Origin of the sequence: Arsenophonus apicola (genome assembly GCF_020268605.1) — a bacterium.
Taxonomy (GTDB): Bacteria; Pseudomonadota; Gammaproteobacteria; order Enterobacterales; family Enterobacteriaceae; genus Arsenophonus; species Arsenophonus apicola.
This window is the reverse complement of record NZ_CP084222.1, coordinates 1913250-1934395: the sequence shown is the minus strand read 5'-3', so window position 1 is coordinate 1934395 and position 21146 is coordinate 1913250. Positions and strand designations below refer to the sequence as shown.

21 protein-coding genes are annotated in these 21146 nt (G+C 31.1%); 7 read left to right on the top strand and 14 right to left on the bottom strand.

Translation table 11 applies throughout. The features are described from left to right. The first annotated feature begins 8 nt into the window (after positions 1 to 8). The 3 genes from LDL57_RS09250 (at position 9) to LDL57_RS09240 (ending at position 2110) form a co-directional block, all read left to right on the top strand. On the top strand, positions 9 to 635 hold the full coding sequence (locus tag LDL57_RS09250; protein WP_180560791.1) for a DMSO/selenate family reductase complex B subunit: 627 nt from the start codon (positions 9 to 11) through the stop codon (positions 633 to 635). Beyond that, on the top strand, positions 628 to 1392 hold the full coding sequence (locus LDL57_RS09245) for a dimethyl sulfoxide reductase anchor subunit family protein (protein ID WP_180560790.1): 765 nt from the start codon (positions 628 to 630) through the stop codon (positions 1390 to 1392). The genes LDL57_RS09250 and LDL57_RS09245 overlap by 8 nt, the downstream gene beginning before the upstream one ends. A 121-nt stretch (positions 1393 to 1513) precedes the next feature. Further along, complete coding sequence (locus tag LDL57_RS09240; protein WP_180560789.1) at positions 1514 to 2110, top strand: molecular chaperone TorD family protein; 597 nt, start codon at positions 1514 to 1516, stop codon at positions 2108 to 2110. A 53-nt stretch (positions 2111 to 2163) separates the two neighbouring features. Here LDL57_RS09240 and LDL57_RS09235 read toward each other — a convergent pair whose 3' ends face one another. The 7 genes from LDL57_RS09235 to LDL57_RS09205 form a co-directional block, all read right to left on the bottom strand. Beyond that, positions 2164 to 2709 carry a DUF924 family protein gene (locus LDL57_RS09235; protein WP_180560788.1) on the bottom strand — a complete coding sequence of 182 codons (546 nt, stop codon included), beginning with the start codon at positions 2707 to 2709 and terminating at the stop codon, positions 2164 to 2166. Between the two features lie 440 nt (positions 2710 to 3149). Continuing rightward, a complete protein-coding gene (locus LDL57_RS09230) occupies positions 3150 to 3464 on the bottom strand; it encodes a PsiF family protein (protein ID WP_180560787.1) in 315 nt (104 codons plus the stop codon). A 206-nt stretch (positions 3465 to 3670) separates the two neighbouring features. Further along, complete coding sequence (locus LDL57_RS09225) at positions 3671 to 4501, bottom strand: hypothetical protein (RefSeq protein WP_225505489.1); 831 nt, start codon at positions 4499 to 4501, stop codon at positions 3671 to 3673. 61 nt (positions 4502 to 4562) lie between these two features. Next, the gene (locus tag LDL57_RS09220; protein WP_180560785.1) at positions 4563 to 5138 is read right to left on the bottom strand and encodes a chorismate mutase; all 576 of its coding nucleotides are present in this window, start codon (positions 5136 to 5138) and stop codon (positions 4563 to 4565) included. An 84-nt stretch (positions 5139 to 5222) separates the two neighbouring features. Beyond that, positions 5223 to 5960, bottom strand: coding sequence for a DJ-1/PfpI family protein (locus LDL57_RS09215; protein WP_225505488.1), 738 nt, complete (start codon positions 5958 to 5960; stop codon positions 5223 to 5225). Between the two features lie 275 nt (positions 5961 to 6235). After that, a complete protein-coding gene (locus LDL57_RS09210; protein ID WP_180560783.1) occupies positions 6236 to 7801 on the bottom strand; it encodes a trypsin-like serine peptidase in 1566 nt (521 codons plus the stop codon). A gap of 918 nt (positions 7802 to 8719) precedes the next feature. Next, positions 8720 to 9019, bottom strand: a complete 300-nt coding sequence (locus tag LDL57_RS09205; protein ID WP_180560782.1) for a phage holin family protein — start codon at positions 9017 to 9019, stop codon at positions 8720 to 8722. Positions 9020 to 9454: 435 nt separating this feature from the next. On the opposite strand from LDL57_RS09205, the gene LDL57_RS09200 reads away from it, so the two are divergent. After that, the gene (locus LDL57_RS09200; RefSeq protein WP_180560781.1) at positions 9455 to 9778 is read left to right on the top strand and encodes a winged helix-turn-helix domain-containing protein; all 324 of its coding nucleotides are present in this window, start codon (positions 9455 to 9457) and stop codon (positions 9776 to 9778) included. 1627 nt (positions 9779 to 11405) lie between these two features. Next, positions 11406 to 12203, top strand: a complete 798-nt coding sequence (gene thiD, locus LDL57_RS09195; protein ID WP_180560780.1) for a bifunctional hydroxymethylpyrimidine kinase/phosphomethylpyrimidine kinase — start codon at positions 11406 to 11408, stop codon at positions 12201 to 12203. Positions 12204 to 12446: 243 nt separating this feature from the next. Here the strand turns inward: thiD and LDL57_RS09190 are convergent, their stop codons facing one another. The 3 genes from LDL57_RS09190 to hxpB form a co-directional block, all read right to left on the bottom strand. Beyond that, a complete protein-coding gene (locus LDL57_RS09190; protein WP_180560779.1) occupies positions 12447 to 13811 on the bottom strand; it encodes an L-cystine transporter in 1365 nt (454 codons plus the stop codon). Positions 13812 to 13972: 161 nt separating this feature from the next. Next, positions 13973 to 14566 carry a metal-dependent hydrolase gene (locus LDL57_RS09185; RefSeq protein ID WP_180560778.1) on the bottom strand — a complete coding sequence of 198 codons (594 nt, stop codon included), beginning with the start codon at positions 14564 to 14566 and terminating at the stop codon, positions 13973 to 13975. 187 nt (positions 14567 to 14753) lie between these two features. Next, a complete protein-coding gene (gene hxpB, locus LDL57_RS09180; RefSeq protein ID WP_180560777.1) occupies positions 14754 to 15419 on the bottom strand; it encodes a hexitol phosphatase HxpB in 666 nt (221 codons plus the stop codon). Between the two features lie 177 nt (positions 15420 to 15596). Here hxpB and LDL57_RS09175 point away from each other — a divergent pair, with 177 nt between their 5' ends. Next, positions 15597 to 16136: a YniB family protein gene (locus LDL57_RS09175; RefSeq protein WP_180560776.1), complete on the top strand. Its 540-nt coding sequence runs from the start codon at positions 15597 to 15599 to the stop codon at positions 16134 to 16136. A gap of 493 nt (positions 16137 to 16629) precedes the next feature. Here LDL57_RS09175 and LDL57_RS09170 read toward each other — a convergent pair whose 3' ends face one another. Genes LDL57_RS09170 through LDL57_RS09155 form a run of 4 tightly spaced genes read right to left on the bottom strand, consistent with a single transcriptional unit; the run spans position 16630 to position 20175 of the window. Next, complete coding sequence (locus LDL57_RS09170) at positions 16630 to 17493, bottom strand: metal ABC transporter permease (RefSeq protein WP_180560775.1); 864 nt, start codon at positions 17491 to 17493, stop codon at positions 16630 to 16632. Beyond that, a complete protein-coding gene (locus LDL57_RS09165; protein WP_180560774.1) occupies positions 17486 to 18376 on the bottom strand; it encodes a metal ABC transporter permease in 891 nt (296 codons plus the stop codon). The genes LDL57_RS09170 and LDL57_RS09165 overlap by 8 nt, the downstream gene beginning before the upstream one ends. A gap of 3 nt (positions 18377 to 18379) precedes the next feature. Next, entirely contained in the window at positions 18380 to 19264 is an 885-nt protein-coding gene (locus LDL57_RS09160; RefSeq protein WP_180560773.1) for a manganese/iron ABC transporter ATP-binding protein, read from the bottom strand. 2 nt (positions 19265 to 19266) lie between these two features. After that, the gene (locus LDL57_RS09155) at positions 19267 to 20175 is read right to left on the bottom strand and encodes a metal ABC transporter substrate-binding protein (protein ID WP_180560772.1); all 909 of its coding nucleotides are present in this window, start codon (positions 20173 to 20175) and stop codon (positions 19267 to 19269) included. Positions 20176 to 20500: 325 nt separating this feature from the next. Here LDL57_RS09155 and LDL57_RS09150 point away from each other — a divergent pair, with 325 nt between their 5' ends. Further along, a complete protein-coding gene (locus LDL57_RS09150) occupies positions 20501 to 21049 on the top strand; it encodes a transglycosylase SLT domain-containing protein (RefSeq protein ID WP_225505487.1) in 549 nt (182 codons plus the stop codon). Positions 21050 to 21146: the final 97 nt, after the last annotated feature.

The window sequence follows — 21146 nt, the reverse complement described above, 5'->3', positions numbered from 1 at the left end:
TTTTATTTATGAAACAGTATGGTTTTTTCTTTGACTCGACTAAGTGCACGGGTTGTAAAACATGTCAGGTTAGTTGCAAGGATGAAAAAGATCTGACATTAGGCCCTAAATTTCGTCGGATTTATGAGTATGGCGGGGGTAATTGGCAACAACAAGATGGTATTTGGAAACAGAATATTTATAACTATTATTTATCAATTGCTTGCAATCATTGTGATTCACCAACTTGTGTTGCGGGTTGTCCAACAGGTGCGATGCATAAACGACCAGAAGATGGGTTAGTGGTAGTAAATCAAGATGTGTGTGTGGGGTGTCGTTATTGTGAACTTCGTTGCCCTTATGGTGCTCCTCAATTTGATGTTAGTAAAAAGTTGATGAGTAAATGTGATGGCTGTTACCAACGCGTTGCTAAAGGTATGAAGCCTGTGTGTGTTGATTCATGTCCCCAACGAGCGCTGGATTTTGATGAAATAACTTTATTACGTGAGCGACATGGCCACGAAAATGGCATTGCCCCGATGCCTGATCCTAGTTTGACTCGACCGAATATTGTGATCAAACCCCATAGAGATGCTAAACCATTTAATGATCAAAGTGGCAAATTACAAAATCTTCCGGAGGTTAAATATGCATGAACTCCCACTGGTTTTTTTTACGGTATTGGGTCAGTCAGCAGCAGGATTATTTTTTGTTGCCTATTTGAGTAATAAACTTAACCTAATTAATAACAATCAACACAATGTTGCTAATTTGCTTGCTATGGTAGTCATGTTTTTTGGATTAGCTATTGGTGGTTTACATGTTGGGCAACCAATACGTTTTTTTAATATGCTGTTGGGAATTGGTCGTTCGCCGATGAGCAATGAAGCTTTTTTTAGCGGTATTTTCATGGCATTGGCAGTTGGGACGGTAGTTTTTTCCTTTTTTGAAAAATTTACTAAATTGAAACAAATTTGTAATTTAGCTGGGGTTGTTGCTGGCTTAGTCTTTGTTTGGTCAATTCCACAAGTTTATTGTATTGATAGCGTAGCTAATTGGAACACACATTATACTGCATTACAAATGTGGATGACTTGCTTTATCGGTGGTGGAGCATTAGCGACTTTAATTGGAGCACATAAATTAGGGGCATTGTTTTTTATTATTGGCGCAATGGTTATTTTGGCTACTAAAGCCGAATATATTAGTTTACTTAACGCCAAAGCGATTGATCAAACTTGGTTTTGGGGAATACAGTTAGTTATACTTGGTTTATCGTTATTTGTGATGGCAGCGGTAGTATTGCAAGATAATGTACCGCGCACGACTTTAGTTGCATGTACCGTTATTATTTTTGTAGCTGAACTTTCCGGCCGTATCGCATTTTATAATTTATGGGAAATTACTATGTAAGATATGTTTTATTATTTACTCTGTAAAACTTTTTTACAGAGTGATTTGCTTTCAATATCAATTAATTAATTGATTATTTTACTAATAAATTACATATTATTTTGGCTTGGAAATACAATTTATGTTATTAAATACTTCAATTTTGCGTATTCTCGGGGCATGCTTTTATTATTCTCCAGATTCACCCGCAGTAAAATCATTAATTCCTGTAATGCCTTTTTTGGTTGAATTGTTTCCATGGCCAGATAGGCAGCAAATTAAACAATTAACAAAAGACATAGCAAAGCAAGATTTTGAATTATTATATTATGATTTTTCTATTTTATTTGAAGGGCAAGGTAATATGCCAGCACCGCCTTGGGGATCAGTTTATTTAGATCCCGAAAAAATTGTAATGGGAATTTCAACTCAAGCATATCAACACTTTCTATCTTTACATTCTATATCTCTAGAAAGTGATCAGAATGAACCAGCAGATCAATTTGGACTTATGTTATTGGCGGCAGTTTGTTTATTAGAAACAAATAAAAAAATTATAGCAATTGAATTAATAGAGCAGCATTTACTACCTTGGGCATATCGTTATTTATCTTTAATACAAATGACAAAGTTAGAACACATTTTTTATCAAAATATTGCGGTGATTTCAGAGACATATTTAAAAACAATTGAACAACAACTTAATTTAAAGGTTCCCACAAGACAATTGTTTTATTAATGTAGTCAATAGAGCATATGTTGAAAACATATACTCTACTTTTTATTTATAAACTAAAAACTTAAACCCGATTTTTTTAAAAATAATTTTTCTTCAGGCGTAGAAATTCTATTAAGAATTTTATTTCTATGTGGATAGCGGCCAAAATGATCAATAATTTCTTTATGCCGCATTTCAAATTCAAGTGTTATTTTATCATTTAATGCAGTAAAAAGAGGAACTGCTTGTTGATGAATAAAAGGTGATTCTGAATGCATGAATGGCATTAAAATGAATTTTCGTTGTGTTGTTGGTAAGTTCTTGTAATCTGGTTGTTTAATTGCCTCTTGAGCTAACATTAATGCCATATTGTCTTGTGAAAATGCTTTTACTGTATCACGCCAAATATTACGAGAAAACTGATCAAGCACGATAATTTCAGCTAATCTACCCTTTATTGAACAGCGCCAATGTGCAAGTTCACCACGGCTAGCTTTCTCAGTAGTGAGTTTAAATCTATCCCGAATGATAGCGTCAAATTGTGGCTTTTTTTCGAACCATTGTTTATTGGTAGATTCTTTAAACCAAAAATCAAAAACTTCTTGCCATTCATTATGCATTATATTTATCTCTTTAGGTTAGCAACTTTACCGCTGTAGACCATCTATAATTCTGAATAGGTAAAAATGAAATGAAGATGAAAATATAATATAGCTACTTTATAAGAAAAATTCTGTTAAATGAAGCAAATTATTATATAAAATTATTTGATATGTAATGATACTGTTATCTTATATTTTAGATTAGTATGGATAAAACGAATAAGGTTATTATTTTAAATTATATTGAATTTGGAAATGTTAATTTTTTAAAATATTAATTATTATTTTTTATATGTTAGTGATGTCAGTTTTTTATAAATAATAGACTATGTTATTTTTTTTATAAATATATAGTGGTATGATTTCAATTTAAATTATTTAATTAAAAAATCAAACACTCTACTTAAAATAAAAAATAAGGCTAATAAAAAGAAAATGGCCTTATTTGTATATTTAAATTAACCATGTAGGCATTTGCTCATAAATATTTTCCGTTCACCTTCTTTAAATTTTATTTTTCCAGCTTCGGCATTACACTTGATCATTTTCTCATTTTGAGAGTTACTTTTTTTAGACGGTTTACTGCTAAGACAAGATTGCATAAAGGATTTTCTTTTATGACCCTCTAATGATTTTTTCTTAGCTTGAATATTGCAATCCTTCATTTTAATTTGTTGAGATGACATGGTTTTTTTCGTCGTTTTTTCGGCAGCTAAAACCGGGTTTACAAGTAAAACGCCTATTAATGTAACAAAAAATATTTTCAATTTCATAATAAAACTCCGAATTTGCAAGATATCACTACAACAATAGCAGCAAATCATGATTTGTGGAGAAAATAGTTATTAAATAATTAGAATAATCTTTTCTATGAGGTACTTTCTGCTTTTTGTTAGGCTAAATTATCATGCTTCTTTGTTTGTATAAGCTGGAGTATTGGCAGATATAATAGTTATAGTAATGTAAGATTTAGCTACTTCTATATTTGACTGCTTGACTCTAACTTTTTAAATTCCTGTATTATCGATTCGGCTATATAGAGTGATTTGATTTCCGTTAGCACATCACATTCTCTAGCTAATTGTTCAACATGACTATTTTTATTTCTGGCTAAATAATTATTATAAAAAAGATTAACCTCTTTAAGTTGTATATACAAAGTATTATTTTTAGGATACTCACCAGCAAAAGATTTCTCACATAGGATTAGCGCACAGCGTGCATTTGCTATTGCAAATACTGTATCTTCTGGCAAATTTTTTGTTTTTAACTCATCGACAATGGAATAATATTCTGCATTATTCTTATCAGCGGGAGGTTCAACCTTTTCATAGGCTAATTGATGGGCAAAGTTATATAAACAACAATACCAGACATAATTTCTATTTTCTTCCGTTATTTTTTGTAATTGCTGCTCATCTGATGATAATAAACATAAATTAGAATTAAAAAATTTATTATTATTTTCAAGTATTTCTTGAGAAAGACCAAGACTTTCCCAATCAGTATCACCATATTTCATAGCAACCATACCAAATTTTACTTTTAGTATTTGTAATTCTTTTATAAAAGTGTGGTTAATATTTTTATATGATTTGATATGTTTATCATGTAAGCTTTCAATTTCATTAATTAACCCCATAATTTTACTGTTAAAATCTATTTTTTGTTTCAATGGTATATCGTTTGAATAAGTAATTATTTCATCAAATTCTAATAATTGATTATTAAAATTGTCAGTATTATATTCGTTATTGCTTAGTTTCTCAGATGAATATGCTGGCAAAACAGTTAATGGGGATATACGCATATTAATTTTCTCAAGAATATAAATTAAATAGAAAATTTTGCTAATGACTTTATTAGTTTTGCTAGTTAGAATTTTTATTTTTTAAAGATATTTGCTTCAGTGATGAACAGATTATTTTTTTATCAGCGTCTTTAAGATTATGTAGCTGGATTTTATTTATATATAAACAGATCTGATTTTTTATTTGGCCGTTTCTTTTTAATTCATTAGCAATTAATAGTAAGATGTCATCACTTAATTTACTAATTTTTAAACGAATGTCCTTCAAGTCATCATATTGATTTATAGTTTCTGGCATGGATAGCCAATCTGCCTTATAACGATACTGAATTGCTTTAGCTGCATTTATTTGGGATATCATAAAAGGCTCTATTGATTTTTTATCCAAGCCTAAAGTTTCTGCTTTATTAATAGAATTTAAAATAACTTTATTTTCTTGTGTATGATCTTCTACCGAAAGGTGTTTTTCAAATTTATACTTAGCAACATATTTCATATAAGAGAGACGTTGTTCAATCAGAACAGCGATTTTTTGGTATTGATGAGCCGTCGCTGTAAATGAAATGAAAAAAAGCGTAGATAAGGAGTACTTCAATATAACTGCACAGGGTTTATAGCGCTTAAGGTTATTAATCATAATGCATCCGGATGCTTATATTGTCAAAATAACCTAAATGTATCAATAAATTAAATAATATTCAACAATATTAGATACATTAATTTAATTCTTCATAAAGTCTTTTTTTCTTTCAATGGTACGCTTTAGTATTTCTAGATAATCGGGCGTTTCTGTTGCAAATGATGTTTTAATATTATCACACGCTATATTAATTATTTCCGGTTCAGCTGTTTCAGGATTTCCTGACTGAAAAGGGGGTTGTGGATCATATTGGGTAAGTAGTTGCATTACTTTGGCATCGGTTTCTGATTTTATCATTGATAATATATGTAGCCCAAAATCAATACCAGCGGTTACGCCTCCACCTGTAATTCTATTTCTATCAATGGTAATTCGTTCGTTTGAAACAGTAGCACCTAACTTAGCTAAAAACTCATTACAACTCCAGTGTGTTGAAGATTTATAGTTATCTAAAAGATTTACTGCGGCCAAAAACATAGAACCATTACATACACTAGTAATATACTTAGCATTCTGTCCAACCTTATGTATCCATTCTAACATTTTAATATCTTTAAGTGCGGGAAATGGATTATGTGAACCGGTAATGCATAATATATCGACAGCATCTAATTCATCAAAAGTTGTGGTAGGTGTAAGCGTTAGACAATTAATTTCTGTTGAGATAGGTTGTTTATTATGCCAAACATATTCTATAGTAAACCCTTGATTTTGCAATAGAGTGGCAGGCCCTATAATATCTAATGGTGTCATTCCAGGGAAAAGGACAAATGCAAAAATTAAATTTTTTTTCTCGCTAGTAATTTTTTCTTTATTCATCTTATGGCCTATTTAATTCCATTAAAAAGTTAAATGCTAAGTTACTATTATGATGTAGTTAACTTATTTTCTTACTATTAATCTTAAATAGTTTGTCTTATTAATAGCAAAAAAATATAACTGAATGATATTAATAATAGCTTTTTTTACCGATTGAAACTGATCGAATATCCAATGTTAAATATTATGGTTTATTATAGAAATAATTATTAGTAATACCTTTTTTATTAAAAAGAGTATTACTATTTATCTATTATTTTCGTAATATTATTAAATTATCCGTTTATTGTAATATCCAATAGAATATTTTTACATAAACGATCTGCAGAACCACTTTCATCACTGCCATGAAGCGCAATAATCCCCTTAAATGTTCCTTTACCAATTAAATGCAGATTATCCTCGGGGTAATAACAGATTCTTAAATATGATGGTCCTTTAAAGTCATAATTACATTTTACATTAATTCTGCTTGGTGAATAGATCAAAGGGTAAGGCTCACTTTCGGTTACTGATTTAATCCGATATGCCTGGAAAGTAACTAGCTCTTTTTCACCTTTTTCATTAATGACTTGTGTTTTTAAAATTGAGTAACCATCACTAATTTCACCAACATTTTCTGGTCCTTGCCCATGGCGTAGAGTATAAAATGATAAATTAGGATTGGTTTCGGTAAATGGGTGTAGAATAGTATTAGCTTGTTTGGCATCAAATATTAATGGCATGCAATCTGCATTGTTAACATCAAATGGTATTTCGAAGACATCGTAGTTATAGCTTAAGATGCGAGTAATGTAATTGTTGACAATTTCACCATCTCGTTCTATTCGAGCAACAAACCAGCTTTTAATAACAGTTTCTTGTGGATGTTGGTAAGGAATAAATCTCAGCGTTACTTCACCAATTAACGCAGGATCATTAAGATGGCTTACCTGGTGATTAGACATAATTGCCAAGACTTTATATTTTACTGGCATTGTTTTTCTGGTTGTAAGATCCAATCCAGCCATTTCGACAATAGAGTAGCCATCATGGTTTTCAACAAGAATGGTATCAAAAGGAATTAATTGTTCTTTATCACCTAATATCACTTTAATTTCAGCATTATCGACCGGTGTTGCTTCAATATTATGTGACACAATATTATCTTGTGCTTTGATATGAATATTACTATCAGAAATAAAATCTTTGAGCTTATCAATAAGGTATGGTGATGAAATGCCATGTTGGGTAAATAAAAGACGTCCCCATAAAATTCCTAATATATTGTGTGTTTCGCGACCAATTAGAGGAGCGCCTGAGGATCCTGGTTCCATATCTCCTAGAATGAATAAATCACCATACTCTGGCTGAGTGGTTATTGATGCAAAAGGATGCATAGAACTCACCAGCCGGGCACTGATTTGTAACGGTTTTGCTCCACCATGTTGCGGAATATAAATATTTTCGTGCTCGTCATTTATAGTTTCTTGAAGCTTTAGACCACCAAATAAAGTTTTAACGTGAGCATTTTGATAATCAAAATCCGTGATAGTAAATAAGGCATAATCCTCAACCCCACCAATTTCTTTGCCATAGGTTAATACCTTATCGACATCAAAATTGATAATATCAGTAATCGGTGATGAAAAATCGTTAGTAATATTGTGCCAGTTAACCCACATTTCGCTGGAATTTATTGCTTCTGGATCAATTTGGCTATTGGGGCCTAAAGCAACATGGCGATTTGTTAATACGTGATTAGCCGAACCTATAAATGAGCAACTTCCACCATAACCATTAAATGCAGCAAAATGGACAGCGCGAACTGGATTAAAAAAAGGTGTATTTTTATACCACATGTAAGGTTGCCGCCCATCATGACTATCTTCAACGATTTGCGTTAGATCTTGAGGAAGTGCTTCATAATAAGTAAGCTCTGCTATTTGATTTTCATTATAGTAATAATTTTTGGGTAAAATAACTTTGATATCGATACAATTAGTATAAAAAGTTACATCCAGCGTAGCCCCTTTATTTAGTGGAAATATACGTGTATGTTGTCTCTTACGATCAGTAATTTATATATATGAACCAGATGGCATATTGGCTAAACTAAACATCAATCGGATAAATTCAACATTAACTTCTTCAATAACAAAAGTTCTAATTAAGGAGCTTTGGTTGTCTTGCATAAAGTTATGATTGACATGTATTATTTTACTATTATCTGCATATTTTTTTATATTCATTTTTTCCTACTTATGTCTAATTTACTACTTGTTAATATGATCCAAAAAATGATTAAGGATCTTAATATTTGTTCAGAATAAAATGAAACTAATTTTACTTAATATTATTAAATATATAAAATTAAATTTTTTATATTATAAGTTTTATTTTTTTATTTTATCTTTTTTACTTATTAATTTTAATAAATGAATATAATAGATTGTATATTTTATGATTTATAATACATTATTAATATTAAGTAGGAATGATATTAACAACTACAATTTCTTTCCATTATTTAAATGCAATAGTTTAATAATTATTATCTTTAAAGCACATAATATAATAAAGTTAACATTGTATTTAAATAATATTATCTATTTAGTAAATAAGCTGTGAATATAATAATTTAGTTATCAGAATGATAGAGTTGATATCACTAAAAGTAGAATATTATTTCAAAACTACCCTTAGTGGTATTTATAGTAAAAGGAAAACATAGCTAGTAATAATTAAGTGTTTATAATTATGGTAGTTATAAAAGTAAATTATTTTTTATCAATCTTAAAATTGAAAACTTTTTGGTATAGTAATTTTAATCCTGTACCACCCATAGATCCGAGTAAACCTGCGACTACTAGTGCAATATAATCACTAGAGCCATATTCCATAGCTAATAAACCGCCAATAAATCCAGTAAAGCAAGATATAATCATTTCAAATATCATCGCTATCCATCGTCGTTTTGATTTCTTTTTTTCCGTATTTAGTATATATCTAGTAGCACCTCCCCATGCAGAAAACAAACCTATAAGACACCATAAAAGAACATCATTTTCTTTAGGCATATGGGTATAACCCCCAGATTCTAGATTTACTTTTTAAACAATTTCATTGAAACAAAAATAAGACAAATATTAAACTTTATTGTTACAATCATTATGATTACCATAATGCTATGCTCATTATTTTATTTTACAAATATACTATTTGGAAAGATATAATTGATTTTTTTTAATAAAAGAGATAAAGATGACTTTAAAATTTTCCATAATTAGTAATAATATTTAGATACTATTAGGAACTAAAATTCATTAAATGAAATAAAATTTATGTTAATTAAACCTGTTATTGCTGTAAAATGAATTTAGTTAATTTAGTCTTTAAAAAATTATTATCAAAATTTTGAACATTAGCTCAATAAAAAAGTATAGTTTTGTATTCTTTATTGATATAAGTATAACTATATTAGTTTATTTATATTTTATCAGGAGGAGGGAGCTATGAAGTCGTATATAGTTATCAATAGCGTTGGTAGGACGGTTGAAGTAGAAGATGAAGTTGTGAAATTAACCCCTAAAGAATTTCTTATGCTTGAAGTTATCCTCAATTTTTCTCATGGCAAGGATACGATGGATTTAGAACACCTTATTCAATATGTGTGGATGGATAGATATAGGAGTATTACAGCAAATAACGTTAGCCAATTGTTTTCTAGAGTACGAAAAAAACTTTACAATGTTAGTGGCTATCTTGATTTGAAAAGAATGCCCAACGGGATGATTTGTGCAATTATAAAAGATTGTACAGAAATATTATGGAATTAAAAGCCCCCTAAAAGATATCTTCTTATTAGTCATATCTACAATTATTTAAAAAAATTACAAATTAAATTATAATTTATCTCAAATTATTATCTAAAATTAAAATAGTAGAATTTTATAGTATATAATTCAAATCGCCTTATTACACCAGGGAAATCACGGTAGCTTAAATGTATCTAAGATTGATTATATTTTGTTTTTATTAAAAAACACAAACGTTAAATAAAGTATGAAAATTACATCATTATGTTAATTAAATGTTTTTTATTTATATATTCAATTTGGCAAAATAGTCTATTATTGCTTAAGTTTGAAATTTATTAACTATTTATAGTGTAAAAGATTTTTAAAATATAAAATTAAACTAACAATGAATTAAATAAATTATCAAATAGCATTGTTAATTTATCAAATAATTTAACTAAGACGATAGAATTATTAATGCCAAATTCAACAGTAAAGTTATAATTATCGATTTATATGCTAATCAATATGTTTATAGTTTTCAGTTATATTTTTTAGATAGTGAAAGTAAGTGTTATATATTAATTTTTAAGTGGGGTATTTCGCGACAAAATGAATTGCTAAAGTTAAATATTTATTATGTTTGAAGTGTTTATGATACTAGATTATGTATAGCAAATGTTTTAAATATATTTCTCAATCGAAAATTAAATAAAGGGTAAATAATAAAAAATTTTACAATAAGATTAGTTGAATATTAAATCGTTGTTGTGACTTTGCATTTCAAACAAAGGGCATTAGTACTAACAACAAGATTGCTGCACCCATTTTTTCTGATTTTTTATAAAATAATTTTTAAATGAAACCATTTTTTTCTTTTTAAAATTAAGCTTGATTGTGAAAACAATAGATTACTTAATCCTATATCAGGCTTTAATTAGCTATTTATTATTCAATTTTGATTTAATAAAATGTATATTAAATGCATATTTATATTCATTACATTAAATTTTTATATAATTAAATCATTTTATTTATAAATAGTTTTTGTTAATAAGTATTAGATATCCAATTTATTATCTATTGTTGTCTATATAAATTTTTTATTGAAATTGATGAAAATAAAAATTCTTACATAATTTATTATATTTAAAGATTGAAGGATAATATAATCTAATAAGAGTGTTAATTTTTTGTTTATAAAAATTGATTTTATAATCACATTATCAGTAAATGAAGTCGTTATTAATAACCATTTCATTATGAAATACTATTCTTATGTTAAAGCAAGATAATAACATGTGATACCGACTAGTTTTGTTTATTGTCAATGAGTGTTATTGATAGATAAATTATTTAATTTTATAAAGCACAATGAGTTAACTTTTAATTTGAGGGACTTTTTTGATAAGTAATAATATTATGTTTAAGTTTTATAAAATTAGTTGTGTTTAGGTTATTTAATTAAAATATAAAATTAATAAAATATATATAATGAGAATGGTTTTTATTACATATTTAATGTTAAATAAAAAAAGAGCTAGAGTGGCGAGTAAAAGCAATAAATTCATTTGCTATGATATAAAAAAACTATTGGTTTCATCTAATAAGTCAAGTAAGGTTGCATAAATTATTCTGTTTACTATATAAAACATTAGGGAAATTTATGATTTATAATTCGTTATCAATTGCCGGAACAGATCCAACAGGCGGGGCAGGTATTAATGCTGATTTGAAAGTATTTTCAGCATTAGGAAATTATGGTGCAGCTGTGATAACAGCATTAGTCGCGCAAAATACTTGCTCAGTACAGTCAATTCATAATCTTCCTGGTGAAATTGTTGCTTCACAACTTGAATCAGTATTGACCGACGTTCATATTGATAGTGTGAAAATTGGTATGTTATCAAATACTACAAATATATGCATAGTAGCAGCCGCATTACAAAAATATTCATTATCTTTTACGGTGCTTGATACCGTTATGCTAGCAAAAAGTGGGGTACCATTATTAAATACTGATGCGATTGATATTCTTATCAATATGTTGTTACCTAAAGTGTCACTTATCACGCCGAATTTACCGGAGGCTGCAGTACTTCTTAATTGCACTGTGGCTAAAAGTGAACAGGAGATGGTATCTCAGGGAAGAAAACTTTTATCATTTGGTTGCCAAGCTGTACTTATGAAGGGTGGACATCTTAATAATAAAGAAAGTCCAGATTGGCTTGTTACCCATAGTGGTGAATGGCGATATTCATTACCTAAAGTAAAAACAAGACATACTCATGGTACCGGTTGTACATTATCTGCAGCGTTGGCGGCACTGCGCCCTTGTTTTAACAACTGGCATGATACAATTATTGCAGCAAAAAATTATGTGCAAAATTCTTTAATACATGCCAATAGATTAAATGTCGGAAAAGGTGCTGGGCCAGTGCACCATTTTTATACATGGTGGTAATTTTTTATCCAGTAAAATAATTGTTAGTGATACTATAATTTTTATAAATTGAATATTGATTTGATAATTTGTATTTATTTGTTATCTAGTGTATTTATAATAAAATCATTAATTAAAGTAATAATTATTATTGTTAATGGTATTTAATAATAAAAATAATCTATTCCATAAACTTGATTGTAGTTTAAAGTCCTAAATAGATTTCTAATAGGACTTTTGAGTAGAGATTATAAGTTTGATATATTATTTATTGAAAATGCGTTTATCTGTTTGATGCATCAATTGGCTAGTAATTGTGCCAGCAACCATTGAGCCATTAACATTTAATGCAGTTCTTCCCATATCAATAAGTGGTTCAATGGAAATAAGTAACGCCACTAAAGTTATAGGTAACCCCATCGCGGGTAAAACCATTAAAGCAGCAAAAGTTGCTCCTCCACCAACGCCAGCAACTCCGGCAGAACTAATAGTAACAATACCAACAAGAGAAGCGATCCATATAGGATCCAGCGGATTGATTCCAACTGTTGGGGCAACCATTACAGCCAGCATTGCAGGGTAAATACCTGCGCATCCATTTTGACCAATTGTTGTACCGAAGGATGCTGAAAAATTAGCGATTGATTCAGGAATACCCAATTGTTGAGTTTGTGTTTCAACGTTTAATGCAATACTGCCAGCACTAGAACGACTAGTGAATGCGAAAATTAATACTGGAATAACTTTTTTAAAAAATTTTATTGGATTAATGCCAGAGAAAGAGAGAAGTATGCCATGGATGATAAACATTAAGGATAATGCTAAATAAGAAGCAATAACAAAACCACCCAACTTAATAATATCTTGAAGGTTTGAATTAGCAACGACTTTAATCATTAAAGCCATTACTCCATATGGTGTAAGCCGTATAACTAAACGAACCAGCTTCATGATCCAGGATTGAAAAATATCAATAGCTGATAATATTTTTTCACCTTTTTGTGGATCAACTTTGGCTAATTGAAGCGCTGCTATACCTAAAAAGCTAGAAAAAATAACAACGCTAATAATAGATGTTGGATTAGCACCTGCCAGATCAGCAAAAGGATTTTTAGGAATAAAAGATAATATTAAATCAGGTATTGTTAAATCAGAAACCTTGTGAATATAGTTGTTTTCTATAATCTCAAGTTGAATAGCTTCATGACTAGTTTGTACTAAACCTTCTGCAGTTAAGCCAAACCAACATGTAACAACGATCCCAATTAGAGCGGCAATGGCTGTTGTAAAAAGAAGGATACCGATCGTAAAAAAACTGATTTTCCCTAATGAAGATGTTCGATGTAAGCGTGCTATAGCATTAAGTATTGATGCAAATACCAACGGCATGATAACCATTTGAAGTAATTTTACATAACCATTGCCAATAATATTGAACCATGATAATGAATCATGCACTATTTGATTATTCGTACCATATGCTAAATGTAAAACAATCCCAAAAACAGTACCGATAAGAAGACCGACAAAGACTTTTTTTGATAGACTCCATCCATTTGCACTTACTTTGGCCAATAACAGCAATAATATGGTAAAGATAAGTATATTAAGAATTACGGGGAAATTCATACCCACTCTCCAGCTCCGGTTTCTTGTTCTAGGTATAAGATACTTTGTCATTGGTGAAGTAAGATAATGAAAAACTTCCAATGAAACTCTTTTCCCTTATATATTATCAGCAATAAAAATAAATTTGTTATAACTAAATGCAATTATATATTCATAATGTTTTAGGGAGAATGTGATAAAATTAAATCGTTTAGTTCATTAACTACATAAGTAATAACGTTTTTTTTCGTTTCTTGCAATAGCGGTTGTAATGGTAATTGAAAATTCGATGGAATTAATATCGCACAAATAGCTAATAAGATGGCGATAGAATGTTCTGCTCTTTGATTAGAATTATTACCTAGTAAAGGAAAACAGAAGGACATTTTTAATGGCCATAGCAAAGGAATCCCTTTTGCGGTTAACATATCCCCAACTAAATGACTGAAATAACCCAATAAAAATGCTTGAACCAGCGCTTCAGAAAGCCAGTAACTATTGGGAAGTTGAGTTGATAATAACATAATGAGCAACCATGCAAGTAAACTATGGGTAAAACCGCGGTGGCCACATAAACGACAAATTGGAACAGAAATAAAACGAAATAAACGTCCTAGATGAGATGATGGATGGTCTATATCGGGTAGCAGAGCGCCAAGTAATGCACCGGCTAATAAATGAAGCCAATCACCATGTGCAAACTCGGGTGTAATTGCTAGTTTATGCACAAGAATCAATGATGATACTGAAAAAAGCAGATGCCCGGTGGCAGTCATAGCAGATAATATCCAACTGTTTATTTATACAGTTTGCAAAGTATAATAGTTTTGGCTTGGTTTGAGTAGTGTAATCGAAAAAAATATCTTATTTATTAAATAATAAGAGTAATTTTTTGTAAGAAAAATGATAATACACCAGTTTGGCAGTATACTGATGTAGCAAATTACTGCCAATCCATGAAATTTAAACGATATGCTTTGTTGTTAATTCAACCAGGCTAGTGAGCTTGAAGTCAGCTAATGTCCAACGTAGATCCGCGAAGTAATCTTTGTGGGGGACAACAATACTACGCATACGTGCAGCTTTAACAGCAATCATGCCATGGAAAGAGTCTTCAAAAGCCACACAATGGGTTGGTTCAATATCTAGCAATTTTGCTGCTTGTAAGTAAACTTCTGGATGGGGTTTACTATAGGGTAATGGCGTTGCTGATACTACGGTTGAAAAGTAATCGCGTATATTAAACATAGTGAGTACTTTTTCTAATATATGCTTTGGTGAAGCTGAAGCTAAACCAATTTTTAAATTATGATCTTGGCATAGTTGAAGTGCATGTTTAACACCCGGTAATAAAGTTCGTTGTTCTTCTATAAGTTCAAGTACACGTTTAACAATTTTTTGTTCAACCTCTTCTAATGAGGTTCCTTGCCAGGGGGCAACTGAGTACCACAGTTGTATAACTTGATCAATACGTAATCCAAGTGTGTCAGGGAGTTGATTGGCAATTGAGGTATTAACGCCAAGTTTACTAAGAATTTCTTTTTCTGCTTGGCTCCAAAGGGGTTCAGAATTAATTAATAACCCATCCATGTCAAAAATAGCAGCTTTGATAGATAGCTTATGAGACATTAAAAGCACTCCTATTATTCATAATTTGCTGATTAATTCTATCAACTTAAAATAAAGAAATCTTTTAATATAGATAAATGAAGGTTAATTTTGATTAGTGATAAAATAACATTTATATATTTTTGATAATATTTTGTCATTTAGTATAAACATAATATAGAAATTTGAGGAGTATGGATGAATTATCAAACAGCATTTTATATCGCTATTGGAAAGCGTGTTTTAGGGTGGATAGTTTTTTCATTAGCACTGTTGTCTACATTAGTTTCATTAGTTTTGCTAGCAGAAAAGCAAGGTTTGCAGGGGGATGGCTTAAATGCTGTAGCCAATGACTTTATTAAAATTATGGCTCATATCATACGACAAAACACAGCTTTTTTAGACTTTTTTTGGCATCATTCACCAATTCCCAGTACCCATATGGGGTTTTCAACAGCTAATGTCGGTTTTATTTTGCTGTTTTTCTTAGTGTTTGTTGGTCAAGCTTTGAGTGCTTCAGGTAACAGAATGAATCGTCAATTGAAATTTATTAAAGAGAGTATTGAAGATCACCTTATTTTTGAAAGAGCAAAAGGGGTTGAAGTATCAAAAGAAGAGATAGAAGCCAAAATTACTATTCCTCGTCATACTATTTTCCAGCAGTTTTTTATTCTGTATATATTACCGCTTATAATAGGGGGAATACTTTATTTTATGATGAATATCTTGGGCTGGTAGTTTTCTTATATTATAATCAATTGGAAAATAATTTTATTAAACAGTTGCACGAAGATTATTAATCATGACTTATCTAGCAATAAAACTATTATTGCTGGTGTGATTATAGTAATTTAACAAATAATGGCGTTGATATTTTTTGGCGCTTATTACAGTCTATAAGGAAAGCTAAACTACTTTACTAACCAGATTTGACAAAATTCCGTTTAATTAATTTTTAACATCAATTAATTACAATATATAGTCCGCTGCGATTGTTAGATATATTGTTTTTTTAATTTAGCTTTAGTTAAAAGCTTTATGATAGTAAAATATTAATTTCAACAATCAACTATTACTTATTTGCGTTCTGGTTATTTCAATATTAATTTCAATTTCTGAACTCCTACTATTACAGTCTGTAGTTAATAAATAGTCTAATAAAAAATAGGATCATATCCTGTAATAAATAAGATAGTCCTAATTTTTGCTAATTATTTTTTTAATATATTTCTTAAGAGCGTATTGAAATTTTATTGGAAAAAGAACGTTTTTTTATTTTACTAATAAAATTGTAGATTAATGCAAATATAAAATAAATTGCTTGAGTTAATACAATACAAGGCCCAGTTGCTGCATCTATATGAAAACTCAGAATAGTGCCAATTAAAGAGGATGTGGTCGAGGCAATAACGGCAATAATTAGCATTCGATTGAAATTTTGGCATAGTGTAAAAGCGATAATTCCAGGCGAAATAAGCATGGCAATGACCAATATTATTCCTACTGCTTGTAAAGATGCAACAATAGTGAGCGCTAATAAAGAGAGTAATCCATAATGTAAAAGTGTAACGGGTAAACCAATAACCTTTGCCTGATTAGGATCAAAACAATAGAGCATAAAATCTTTGCGTTTTAATAGCATAATCGCGATAGTAAAACCTGAAATCCAAAGTGTTTGTTTAAATTCTGTTGTAGTAATGCCAAGGATATTACCAAAAAGAATATGAGTCAGATGTTGATCTGTGTCAATCCGTGCAAATAGTACTAATCCAAAAGCAAACATACCAGAAAAAACAATCCCCATGACAGTATCTTCTTTTATACGGCTATTTTCTTTTAAATAACCGGTCGCAACTGCACAAAAAATTCCTGACATAAAAGCGCCAATTGATAAAGGAATACCAATAACAAAGGCAATAACGATGCCGGGTAATACAGCATGTGAAATAGCATCACCCATTAAAGACCAACCCTTAAGTATCAAAAAGCAGGACAGAATAGCGCATACTGTTCCGGTTACAAGGGCGGTAATGAGGGCTTTTTGCATAAAAGGAAAAATAAAAGGTGTTATTAATAATTCCATCAGATTATTCATTGTTGCTCACCTCTTGTTCTAACTGTTTGAGGTGTACAATTTCTTGGCGTGCTTTTTGGCGGGAAGCGAATAAACCATATTTAGGCGCAAAAAAGAACGCAAAAAGAAAAATTAGCGTTTGTAAGGTAACAATAATTCCGCCTGTGGCACCATTAATAAAATAACTGATGTAAGCGCCAAGCGCACTAGAGGTAAATCCAATCAATACGGCAATAATAAGTAACCGTTTGAATTGATCCGTGAGTAAATAAGCTGTTGCACCAGGTGTAATCACCATTGCAATGACAAGTATGGCTCCCACTGTTTGTAAAGCAGCAACCGTACATGCGCTTAATAGGGTAAAAAAGATAATTTTTAATTTTAGCGGATTTAGTCCAATAGAGCGGGCATGATTTTCATCAAAAAATACGACAAGTAAATCTTTCCATATAAACATAAGTACAATAAAAGAAATGGCAATAATAATTTCAACTTGTAGTACATCTTCATCTGCAATACCTAAAATATTGCCAAAGATAATGGTTTGTACATTCACTGAAATCGGATTTAATGAAAGGATTAGCAATCCGCTGGCGAAGAATGTGGAAAAAATAAAACCAATTATTGCGTCTTCTTTCAGGCTTGAAATATGGCGTACTAAGGTCATAGAGAGTGCAGCTAGAATACCGGTAAAAAACGCCCCTACAGAATAGGGAAAACCAAGTGCATAGGCGCCTGCCACACCAGGAACAACTGAATGAGAAAGGGCATCGCCCATTAACGACCAGCCCTTTAACATTAGATAAGCAGAAAGAAAAGCACAGACTGCGCCAACAATAGCACTGACCCAAATTGCTTTGACCATGTAGTTATATTCAAAGGGCTGAAGTAATAGATCCAACATGATTTATTTCTCCGGTTGCTTTTTAATAACAGATGTTTGTTCATGGTGGCCATAAAAAACCGCGGCTCTTTCATCATCAGTAATAACAGTCAATGAACGAGGGTCATCGTCATCGTGAAGATCTGCACCAGACAGATTAATATGACGTAGTACACCGCCAAAAGCAAGTTGAAGATTTTTTTGAGTAAACGTTGTTTCGATAGGTCCGCTAGCTAATATAGTTCGATTTACTAAAATAACTTGATCACAAAATTCAGGTACGCTTCCTAAGTTATGAGTAGAAACCAAAATTAAATAGCCATTGCTACGTAATGAACGTAAAAGCTCAATAATCGCATTTTCTGTTTTTACATCGACACCAGTAAAAGGTTCATCAAGGAGTAGTACTTTTCCTTCTTGGGCCAGAGCTCGTGCAAGAAAAACTCTTTTCTTTTGACCACCAGAAAGCTCACCGATTTGGCGTTGTTCTAAACCCGTCAGATCAACACGTGCTATAGCATCAGCAACAATTCGTTTATCTTGCTGGCTTGGAATACGTAAAAATCCCATTTTACTGTAGCGGCCCATCATGACGACATCGGCAACGAGAACCGGAAAGTTCCAATCAACCTCTTCAGTTTGTGGTACATAAGCAATAATATTTTGTTTAAGTGCTGTTTTGATTGCAGCATTGTTTAATGTAACGCGTCCTTTTGTTGGTGACACTAAACCCATTATTGTTTTAAATAGCGTTGATTTACCACTACCATTGACGCCTACTAGTGCGCAAATTGTTCCACCAGTAATATTGAAGCTGGCATCATAAATGGCAGTATGCCCGTTACTGTATGTAACGGTAGCATTATCAACAATTAAGTTAGGTTTTTCGTAAAAAATATTATCGCGCATTATTATTGACCAAAACCTTTTGCAATAGTATCAACGGTAGTTTTTAATAATTCTATATATGTAGGAACCGGGCCATCTGAAGTAGAGAGAGAGTCAACATAAAGTACACCACCATACTGCGCCCCGGTTTCTCGACTCACTTGTTTCGCTGGTTTATCAGAGACGGTACTTTCGCTAAATACGACTGGAATATGGTATTTTTTTACAATATCAATAACTTTACGAACTTGTTGTGGTGAACCTTGTTCTTCTGCATTAATTGGCCACAAGTAAGCTTCTTTAAAACCATAATCTTTAGCGAGATAACTAAAAGCACCTTCACTAGTAACTAACCAGCGTTTTTGCTGTGGAATTTGTGCTAGTCTTTTCCGTAATGGTGCATCAATTTTACTAATTTTACTGGCATATATTTTCGCATTTTGGTTATAAATATCTGCATTTTTAGGGTCATATTTTACCAGTGCTGCTCGAATATTTTCGATATAGATCAATGCATTTTGGGCAGACATCCAGGCATGAGGATTAGGGTTACCTTGATATTCACCTTCTCGGATAGCCATCGCTTTTATTCCTTTAGTCACAGTAACGGCAGGAATATGTTTGAAGTTTTCAAAAAAACGATTAAACCATGTTTCAAGTCCTAATCCATTCCATAAAATTAAATCAGCATTATGCGCTTTTAATATGTCTTTAGGAGTTGGTTGATATTCATGAATTTCTGCTCCAGGTTTGGTAATTGATTGGACAATGGCTGCATTACCGGCCACATTTTGCGCAATATCTTGAATAATAGTAAAAGTAGTGACGACGGTAAATTTTTTTGCGTATGCGATTGGATTAAAAAGAATAAGAATAGCAATTATTAAACCAGTAAAAGTGTGCTTAGATGAAAGTTTGGATCTTTTATACATAAGTGTTTTCCGGTAATAAAGAAGTAAACTGCACTTTAATGACAATGATTATCAACTATATATGAAAGATGTCAATAAGATCAATTATTGTAATTATAATGTTGATAGCAGATATGAGAGCCTCTTCACAACTCAATGTTAAAGGGGGTAATTTTTATTTTTATCCTATTAGGCTATGCTAAAGAGAATCATGCCATTAGAGGATTGGTGCAAGGTGAAATTTAAATGTTGTGGGCTCGTATTGATTATTTTATTAATAGGCTGCTCAAGCAAACAATCTAATAGCCCAAAAACAGTCTATCAGAACGATTATCTACGCTATTTCATGGAGGAACAAACCGAAAGTGTACCGTTAAAAACGCCTTACGATCTTGTAATTAGACAAGCGGCGCAACGCTATGCTATTGATGAAAACTTAATTAGAGCGATTATTCAAGTGGAATCTAATTTTCGTGTTAATGCAGTGAGTAAATCCAATGCGATAGGTTTAATGCAAGTTAAGGCTTCTACTGCTGGTCGTGAAGCGTATCGCTTACAAGGTAAAGCGGGGCAACCTACCACCAGTCAACTTAAAGATCCGGCAATTAATATTGATGTGGGAACAGCCTATATTCGTTTTATTCAAGATAATCATTTATTCGGTATTCATGATCCTAAAGTACTTTATTATGCAACTGTGGTTGCTTATGTTAATGGTGCTGGCGCATTATTACGGATTTTTGATAAAAATCGTCATATTGCGATCGATAAAATTAATAAGTTGTCAGCAGAAGAGTTTTATCAACATATTCAAACAAAACACCCAAATGCACAAGCACCGCGCTATCTTTGGAAAATTAAAAACGCATACAATTCAATAGCCATGATAGATTAATTTTTGATTTATCATAAAAAAATTGATAATACTTTTTACCACAATCGATTTTTACTAAAAAACACGGTGCTACCAACACGAATAAAAATTTTAGCGA